The sequence below is a fragment of the Bacteroidota bacterium genome (assembly GCA_039111535.1).
GTDB lineage: Bacteria > Bacteroidota > Rhodothermia > Rhodothermales > JAHQVL01 > JBCCIM01.
On record JBCCIM010000053.1, the window covers coordinates 23,940 to 33,058 of the forward strand.

Below are 9,119 nucleotides of genomic sequence, written 5' to 3' on the forward strand. Positions count from 1 at the left end.
GTGGTTAGCTGTATGTTTTTGGCCGGCACAAGCCTGCAGCAAGCAGTGGCGCAACCGGTACAACCGGAAATCAGGATTGCCGTCCAGGAAGACAATCCAATCGTCTTTGTTTACCATACAGCGATGATTCCCATTGGGCACGGCTTCAACATCTACAGAAAAGATGGCGCCAACGAGGAATACGAGCAGTTAAACACTTACCCCATCCGGGGCGTGGCGTCAGGCACAGAACTCCGCGCATTCCTGGGGACGCTGTACGACGACATCGAACAAACAACAGGACAGTCGACAGACAACGGTACGCTGACCAAACTGCGAAGCGACTTCAAGACGGCGAACCTGCTAACCTTCATCTACCCTGAGATAGCCGCCTCACTAGGCCGCATCTATGAAGATCAGACAGCAACGCTGGATGCGCCGGCTACCTATAAAATTGAGTTTGTAGATGCACTCGACGCCCCAACGGGCGATGTGCTCGAACAAACCGCACTCCTGCTTCCTCAGAAGCCCGATGCCCCAACACAGCTTCGGGCTGAAAACCAGGGCAATCTGATCACCCTGTACTGGCGCTACATTCCCCCGAACGAGAACGCTGACGACAAGGTTATTCGGTTTGATGTTTACCGGGTAGACCCCATGACAAACCAGCACCAGCAACTAAACAAAAAGGTTGTACTACGCAACAACGCGTTGTTTGAATACGCGCTTACGTTCGAGGTACCAACTGTTGGACAGACAGAGCAGCTATATGTCCGCTCGGTAGACATTACCGGCCAGGAAAGCGACCAGAGTGTGATCTTGCGGTACGATGCCATTGACCTGGATCCACCAAATGAGGTACTCGAAGCGGACGCACGGCCGTTATCAGGCCAGCGGGTGCAGGTATCCTGGCGCAGCGGAAATACGAACGCGGCTGGCAATGACATTGCCGGCTTCAACGTGTACCGCTCCACAGCATTACACGACGAAGCGGCTTATACAAAGCTGAATGCCGCACCGCTTGGGGCCAACACAACCCTGTTCAACGATACCCTTTCCGTATCTACAGGCGGCGATGTGTATTTCTATCGCGTGACAGCAATCGACGCGAGTGGCAACGAAGGTGCCCGCAGCACGGCAGCCATGGCACTCGTCGCAGACCAGACTCCGCCACCTGCGATTGGCACATTGCGCGCTGAGGCAAATGAAGACGGCACCGTATCGCTAGACTGGCGTGCACCGCGGTCCGCAACAGATTTTGAAACGTTTATTGTATTGCGGCAACGCCTGGGACAACACGCACCCGCTTTGCCGATGCGTATAAATCCGGCTACACTCACCACAACTTCACTGGTGGATAGAGGAGAAGCCGGACGCGGATTCTATGAAGGGGCCACGTATAAATACACGGTTCACAGCGCTGACGCTTCGGGTAATTTCAGCGCGCCTGTTACCACTACATTGCGCATACCGGACGAAACCGCGCCGGTAGCACCCAATGGCGTTCAGGCTGTGGTAGAAAATAACGCACGCATTGCGGTGTTCTGGAATCCCTCCCCTGCCCGGGATGTCATGTCGTATGTCGTTTACCGCAGGGAAGCCGGTTCAAGCAAGCTCATTGCAACACCTGTACCTGCGCATACGCGCCGGCTGGAAGACCAGCAGGTTGAGCGTGGCACCACGTATGCCTACTGGGTAACCGCAGCAGATTCAGCAGGCAATGAAAGTTTGCAATCTGATCCTTTTGAAATTCAAATGCGCGACTATGCCGCCCCACGGAGTGTGCGCAATGTAAAGCTCTCAGCAGACGATGGCACTGTTTCCATTGCCTGGGAGCCTGTATCAGCTTTTGACATGGCCGGCTACGAAGTGCTGCGCGCATCACGCCTTACGGGCACTTATGCGGCCATTACCTCCCATCTCCTCACAGACAACAGCTGGCAAGACGAAGCATCGTCTACCAATCGTTGTTATCGCGTCCTGGCCATAGACACCTCTGGCAACAGAAGCCGCCCAAGCCAGCCTGTCTGTATCCGCCCTACTGCAAGCCAATAATCCAGGGATGACTTTACTAGCCAACATATTAACCCGATACCGCGTCAGTTTGACGATGCTGTGTGTTGCCTTTTTAGTGGCAGCACACCCGGTAGATGCTAAAGCAGGCAGCGCTATCGAGCGCAATGCCCTCGCTGAAGCCCGCATCGATCCGCCCGTTTCCAACGGCATCGATGATATCACCGTACTAGAAGATGCAGCCGCACAGGTGATCAACCTGTTCGATGTATTTGATGACGACGTTGATGCGGATGAAGACCTCGTCTTCTCGATAGAAGGCAACACGAACCCTACCCTGCTGAGCACCTCGATTGATGACGCAAGTGGCTTGCTGACCGTAACGATTACGGGTGATGTGTCGGGAACTGGGCTCATCACAGTTCGCGCTACTGACACGGGCCTAGAGTCAACCGATGTGCCGTTTAACGTAACGGTTACGGCTGTAAACGATGCACCTTCTTTCAGTCTGGGTACGCCGCCAACAATCAACGAAGACGCCGGCGCGCAGACGGTAACCAATCTCGCAACGGCCATCAGCCCAGGCCCCGCTGACGAAGCCGGCCAGGTTGTCACCTTTGCAGTCACCAACAATACCAACGCTGCCCTGTTTTCCGTGCAGCCGAGCGTATCCAGTACAGGCACCCTAACTTACACGCCCGCAGCCAATGTTTCTGGCTCGGCCACCATCACCTTGCAGCTGAGTGATGATGGCGGTACGGCAAATGGCGGGGTAAATACCAGCCCAACCCAGACGTTTACCATCACCGTAAATGACGTCAATGACGCGCCGTCATTTACCAAAGGCGCCAACATCAATGTAGGGGAAGACTCAGGCGCGTTTAGTCAGACCAACTGGGCCACAAACATCAGCGCAGGACCAAATGAAGAAGGCCAGATTCTGACCTTCAACCTCTCTCCTACCAATACCAACCTGTTTGCCGTCCAGCCCGTCATTACAGCAGCGGGCACGCTTTCTTTCACGACGGCAACCAACGCTTCTGGAACGTCCACGGTCACTGTTTCCTTGTCGGACAACGGCGGTACAGCCAATGGTGGAGACGACGAGAGTCCGTCACAAACCTTTACCATTACTATCGACGGGCAGAACGATCCGCCGACAACGTCGGGCATCAGCGACCAGAACGAACTGGAAGACGCGAACAACCGGGTAATCAACCTCTTTTCTGCATTTGATGATGAAGAAGATGCAGACGCAGCGCTAACGTACCAGGAACTGAGCAACTCGAACGCGGCCCTTTTCACGAGTACAACTGTTAACCAGGCAGCCGGCACGTACACGCTGGATTTTGCGCCGGATGCAAACGGCTCAGCCAACATCACTATCCGCGTAACAGATACACAGGGGTTGTTTGTTGATGAATCATTTACGGTGAACGTAACCGCTGTAAACGACGAGCCCTCCTTTACCAAAGGCGCTGACCGCGTAGTTTCAGAAGACGCAGCCTTCCAGACTGACATCGGCTGGGCAACCAATATTTCCGCCGGCCCACTCAATGAGGCCACGCAAACACTGACCTTTGACGTATCCAACAATAATGCTGCGCTTTTCCAATCTGCCCCAAGCATTTCCAGCACGGGTACACTGACCTACCACCCTGCTCCTGGGGTCAGCGGCGTGGCAACGGTTACCGTCTCCCTGATGGATAACGGCGGTACAGCCAACGGCGGCGATAACGAAAGTCCGTCACAAACCTTTACCATCACCATCAGCGGTGAAAACGACCAGCCTACAACATCAGGCATTGCCAATTTGCAGGTTGTAGAAGACGCTGTAAACACAACAATTGGCCTCTTCCCCTCGTTTGCAGATGAAGAGGACGCAGATACACAGCTAACTTACAGCGTCGTTGGCAATACCAACCCAGCCCTTTTTGGTACCATCCCGGCCATTGGTTCATCCGATGGTATTCTAAATCTGCCGCTGGCGCAAGACGCGAGTGGCGTTGCTACGCTAACGGTACGCGCCACGGATAGCGGCGGCCTGTTTGTAGATGCGGCTTTTCAGGTCGAAGTGCTCTCGGTCAACGACGCACCTTCGTTTACCTCCGGTGGCAATGTGTCTGTACCGGAAGATTCGCCGGCATACAGCGCGCCATGGGCAACCAATATCTCAGTTGGGCCGGCCAACGAGTCTATCCAGAGCGGTACGTTTAACCTTGTTGTAGATGACCCAACGCTGTTTGATGTAGTGCCTGTAGTTGGTCCAACGGGTGTGCTCGACTTTACGCCCAAACCCAACACGTCGGGCGCAACAAGTGTGACCATCAGCCTGCAGGATAACGGCGGCACCGCAAACGGTGGCATTGATACAAGCCCGGAAATCACATTTCAAATCAACATAGAAGGCGAAAATGACGCACCGGTGGCCGTTGATGATGCCTACACCGTCCTTGAAGGCGCATCCCTAACAGCATCACCCGGCGGCACACCACCCGGTGTACTCGACAACGACCTCGACGACGACGGAGACGTGTTAACGGCTTCGGTCATCCTCGAACCCAAACATAGCAGCAGTTACTCCCTCCTGCCAAACGGTACACTGTTCTACGTACACGACGGCTCGGAGAATGTATCGGATTCACTCACCTATGTCGCGTTTGATGGCACAACAAACTCCAACATTGCTACCATCTACCTGAACATCAAAGAAAGTAACGACCCGCCGGTGGCGAACAACATCAGCGACATTGTGGATATAGAAGATGGCGCGCTCCGGCTTGTAAACCTCTACGCCGCATTTGATGACCCAGATGATGCAGATGACGCCCTGACGTACACCGTTGAGAACATCAGCAACCCGGCGCTTTTTGCAGACCTGACCGTCAATACGGAAACCGGACAACTGGAAATCACTTATGCCCCCGATGCCAACGGGGCATCGAGCATTACAGTTCAGGCAACAGATCCGGGCGGCTTGACGGATCAGGCTTCATTCAATGTAACCCTGACACCGGTAAACGACGCGCCGTCTATGACGCCAGGTCCGGACATTACGCTGGATGAAGATCCAGGCCCACAGTCTATTACCAACTGGGCAACGAACCTCGTAGCAGGCCCGCCAGATGAATCCACGCAAGTGGTTACGCCGAGCTTCTTCGTATCCAATCCTGGCCTCTTCAGCGTCCAGCCGGCGCTTTCGATTAACGGCATCAATGGTACGCTTACGTTTACCCCTGCCGCACAGACTGACGGGCAATCCAGCGTTACACTGACCCTGTCTGACAACGCCGGCGGCAACAACAGCGCCAGCTACGACTTCCTGATTACGATCCAGGGTGACAACGACAAGCCAACTTCTGTGACCATCGAAGACATCACCGTTAACGAAGACGCCGAGACCGTCACGTTCAACCTGTTTGATATTTTTGATGATGTAGAAGATGCGGACAACGAACTGACCTATTCTTTGGAAGGGAATTTCAACAACGGCCTGTTTGAAGACCTTTCGATTGAGGGCACACCCAAGATCCTCACCATCAACTACGCAGCCAATGCATTTGGCGAAACCACAGTAGGCATCCGGGCAACGGACACCGAGGGATTGTTTGCGCAGGAAGACGTGAAAATCACGATCAACCCCGTGAATGATGCGCCGGCTTTTGATGCAGGTCCCAACGTAACCATCGGCCAGAATTCGCCAGCATACGAAGCGCAGTGGGCCGAAAACATCAGCGCCGGCCCCGCCAACGAAAGTGGACAGGAGCTGTTTTTTGCCGTAACCATTACCAACGGCACAGAAGGCCTCTTTGCAGAACTGCCGGCCATCAGCGAAGATGGGGTGCTTACATTCACACCTGCGATCGGCGACAACGTATTTGGCGATGCAGAATTGTCTGTTATCCTGGGCGACAACGGGGGTACCGACAATGGGGGTGTATCGCAGAGCATCGCAGAAACCTTCACCATAAGCATCCGCCGGCTCAACACCGCACCCTCCGGCGTAGCGGATAACTACATTGTAGACCAGGGGCAATTGCTTTCTGTGGGCGCGGCCAACGGCGTTCTGGCAAACGACAGCGACCCGGAAAACGACAACCTTACAGTGCGGCTCATCACAGGACCGGCGAATGCATCATCCTTCACGCTTAATGGCGACGGTTCGTTTTCCTATCGCCACAACAACACACCCTCAACCAATGACGCGTTTACCTATGTAGCCAACGACGGCTTTGACGACTCAAACGAAACTACAGTAACGATATCGATCCAACCGTCTGGTACCCTCTCGCTGGCCGCCCTTGAAGTACTGGAAGACGCAGATCCTTCGGTGATCAATGTGCGCTCAGCCCTTTCTCTGGCAGATGGGTACGAGTATATCATATCCAATGTATCCAACCCTGCCCTGTTTGCAGAAACGGCTATAGACACATTGGCCGGCATCCTCACGGTAACGTACGCGGCCAATGCCAACGGCGAGGCCAATATCAACATCACGGCTACAGCAGTTGAAGAAGGAGGCGACCCAATTGTAGCAACGCAGAAAATCACGATTCTGTCGGTAAACGATGCGCCCATTGCAGTGGACGATATCACGGCAACAATCCAGAACCGCGCCGTGGAAATCGATGTGATTTCGAATGACGTAGACTTTGACAATGACAACCTGACCATTTTCAGGATTACCAATCCGAATGCCGGCACCGTACAGGCGCTGCCCAACGGCAACCTGTTCTATCGCCCGGCAACCGACTTTACGGGGATTGCGAATTTCAACTACTCGATCCGCGACGACAGCTCTGCTGCTGCAGAAGGCCTCGTAACCGTGACCGTTTTCTCTGGCCGGTTTGTGGTGGATGATCTTGGGTTTGCCACGGCGTCAGTCAGTGCTGCCTATAACATCAGCAACGCCGGTGAAGTCGTAGGCGCCTCACTGGGTACAGGCGGTGGCATCCAGGCCTTCTCTTCAACGCAGGACTTACCCCTGGCTGTAAGCGAAGCCCTCGACGCAAACGATTTTGGTCAAATTGTAGGTGCCTCCACGTTTGACACCGGCCTGAATACGGGTCCGGTTTTCCAGGCCACATTGTGGGATACCTCCGGCGTGAACAACCTGGGCTCCCTCGATGGCCGGATCAGCAAGGCGTACAGCATCAACAATGCCGCGCAAATTGTGGGTATCTCGAGCAAGCCGGGTTCCGATCTATTCCGGGCCGTACAGTGGGACGGGATGGAAATTGCCGAACTGGAAGCCGGTGCAGAAGAGGAAAGCCAGGCATTCGACATCAATGAAGCCGGCGTAGTTGCAGGCTATGCCGGCGCTACGGCAGCCATCTGGCGCGACACCGAAATTGAAACCCGCCTGCTGGGTACGGCCGGCCGCGCCTACGCAATCAACGCCAGCGGCGAGACCGTGGGCAGCGTCGACGACGGCGCTATCAGAGCAGTTTTCTGGGATGATGACGGTTCTGCAGTGTCGCTCCAAATTGACGGCAGCACCTTTAGCGAGGCATACGGCATCAACAACTCAACCTGGGTGGTGGGTGCGTACTTGCCGGCCGGCACTGGTAAAACAGGCGCTGCACCAATTCGCAAAGCTGATGCGCTGCGTAGCAATGACGAAGCAGCCAAAACCAAAGGCAGCAATACCCTGCACGAAACGCAACAGGTCAACAACAACCTCCGCGCCTTCTTATGGCAGGGCGATACCGTGCTCGACCTTAACGATTTCATCGACGCCGCTTCTGGCTGGGTGTTGCTCGAAGCGCGCGCAATCAACAACGCTGCGCAGATTACGGGTATCGGTCTGTTCAACGGCGAGCGGCAAGCGTTCCTGCTCTCCCCCACGCTCAACAAAACCCCAACAGCCGCGATGGACCGCGTTGGCCTCATCCAGATCCAGCCGCTGGTGATTGATGTATTGGCAAACGACCACGACCTGGACGGCGACAGCCTCCGCGTGATGTCGGCTGAAGACGGAGATTATGGCCGCGTGGTGCTGAAAAAAGATAACACGCTCACGTACCATCCGGGGAAGTACTTCCCGGGTACAGACACCTTCACCTACATCATCACCGACGACAACGGCGGTATGGCTGAAGGCCGGGTAGAAATCTACATGGATGAAAACGCCGCGCCTGAAGAACTGTCGCTCGACCAAAACTACCCAAACCCCTTCAACCCGCAGACCACCATTACCTACGGCCTCCCCGAACCCGGCCGCGTGAGCCTGGAAGTGTTTAACCTGATCGGCCAACGCGTTGCCGTACTGGTAGACGGCATGTTGCAAGCCGGCAAACACCACGTGGTGTTTGACGCACAGGGGCTGCCGGGCGGCGTGTATGTGTACCGGTTAAAGACGAATGAGACGAGCCTTAGCCGGCGGCTGATTTTGGTAAAATAGATGCTCCATGCGCAAGGAATTGATGTCCGATCCTACGGGCACTGAAGGGGCTCTTTTAGGTGATAATCTCTGTTGAGAGCGAATGCTACAAGAAATCGAATCGTTACTCGCGAAAGCCCAACACTGGCACATATTTGTGCTTTTAACAGGATTATTTCTATTACCAAGATATACCTGGGTCGGCTCAGGGCATCCTGTTGTTGCAGCCGGCATGAGTGCGTTGTTCTTCGTGGCATTTTTGATGTGGCTTTGGGTAATCCTAAAGACTTCCCATAAGATGCTTCCACCAGAAAACACACCTCCTTTACCACAATTAATGAAGCTTTTTTTGTTTGTCGGAGGCTGGGGCGTAGTCTCAACACTCATGATTTCAGCAACGGATTCTGTTACAGGATTGATGCGTCTGCTAAACATTGCTTCATTTTCCTGCATCGTGTATCTGCTTGTTATCGTAGCCAAGAGCTACGTAAGGACACAAAGCGATTCATCGATCACCTTCATGGACTATGCAGGCATCGCCGTACTGCTGTGGATTTTCCCTTTGGGCGTATGGCTGATCCAACCAGCAGTGAATAAAATGTATAGCGCTACCGGCTCAGATTCGGGTATTCAAGACGTATAGTAAGCTTTACGATTAGCATTTCAGGTTGGCATGTAGTTTAATTACCAGCTAATGTTAGCTTACAGGAATGCAATCGAAACAGGTCTTTTATGACACTCTACA

3 protein-coding genes are annotated in these 9,119 nt (G+C 54.1%); all 3 read left to right on the top strand.

What is annotated here, in order from left to right; translation table 11 throughout:
• The first annotated feature begins 12 nt into the window (after positions 1–12).
• The 3 genes from AAF564_10475 (at position 13) to AAF564_10485 (ending at position 9,017) form a co-directional block, all read left to right on the top strand.
• On the top strand, positions 13–2,034 hold the full coding sequence (locus AAF564_10475) for a hypothetical protein (GenBank protein MEM8485965.1): 2,022 nt from the start codon (positions 13–15) through the stop codon (positions 2,032–2,034).
• A gap of 7 nt (positions 2,035–2,041) precedes the next feature.
• Entirely contained in the window at positions 2,042–8,395 is a 6,354-nt protein-coding gene (locus AAF564_10480) for an Ig-like domain-containing protein (GenBank protein MEM8485966.1), read from the top strand.
• 82 nt (positions 8,396–8,477) lie between these two features.
• Positions 8,478–9,017 (top strand): hypothetical protein, encoded by a 540-nt coding sequence (locus AAF564_10485; GenBank protein MEM8485967.1) that lies wholly within the window; start codon positions 8,478–8,480, stop codon positions 9,015–9,017.
• Positions 9,018–9,119: the final 102 nt, after the last annotated feature.

Bases quoted from the DNA above. Each gene is read 5' to 3' on its own strand.
- AAF564_10475 (MEM8485965.1), top strand. From the start codon at position 13: ATGTTTTTGGCCGGCACAAGCCTGCAGCAAGCAGTGGCGCAACCGGTA.
- AAF564_10480 (MEM8485966.1), top strand. From the start codon at position 2,042: ATGACTTTACTAGCCAACATATTAACCCGATACCGCGTCAGTTTGACG.
- AAF564_10485 (MEM8485967.1), top strand. From the start codon at position 8,478: ATGCTACAAGAAATCGAATCGTTACTCGCGAAAGCCCAACACTGGCAC.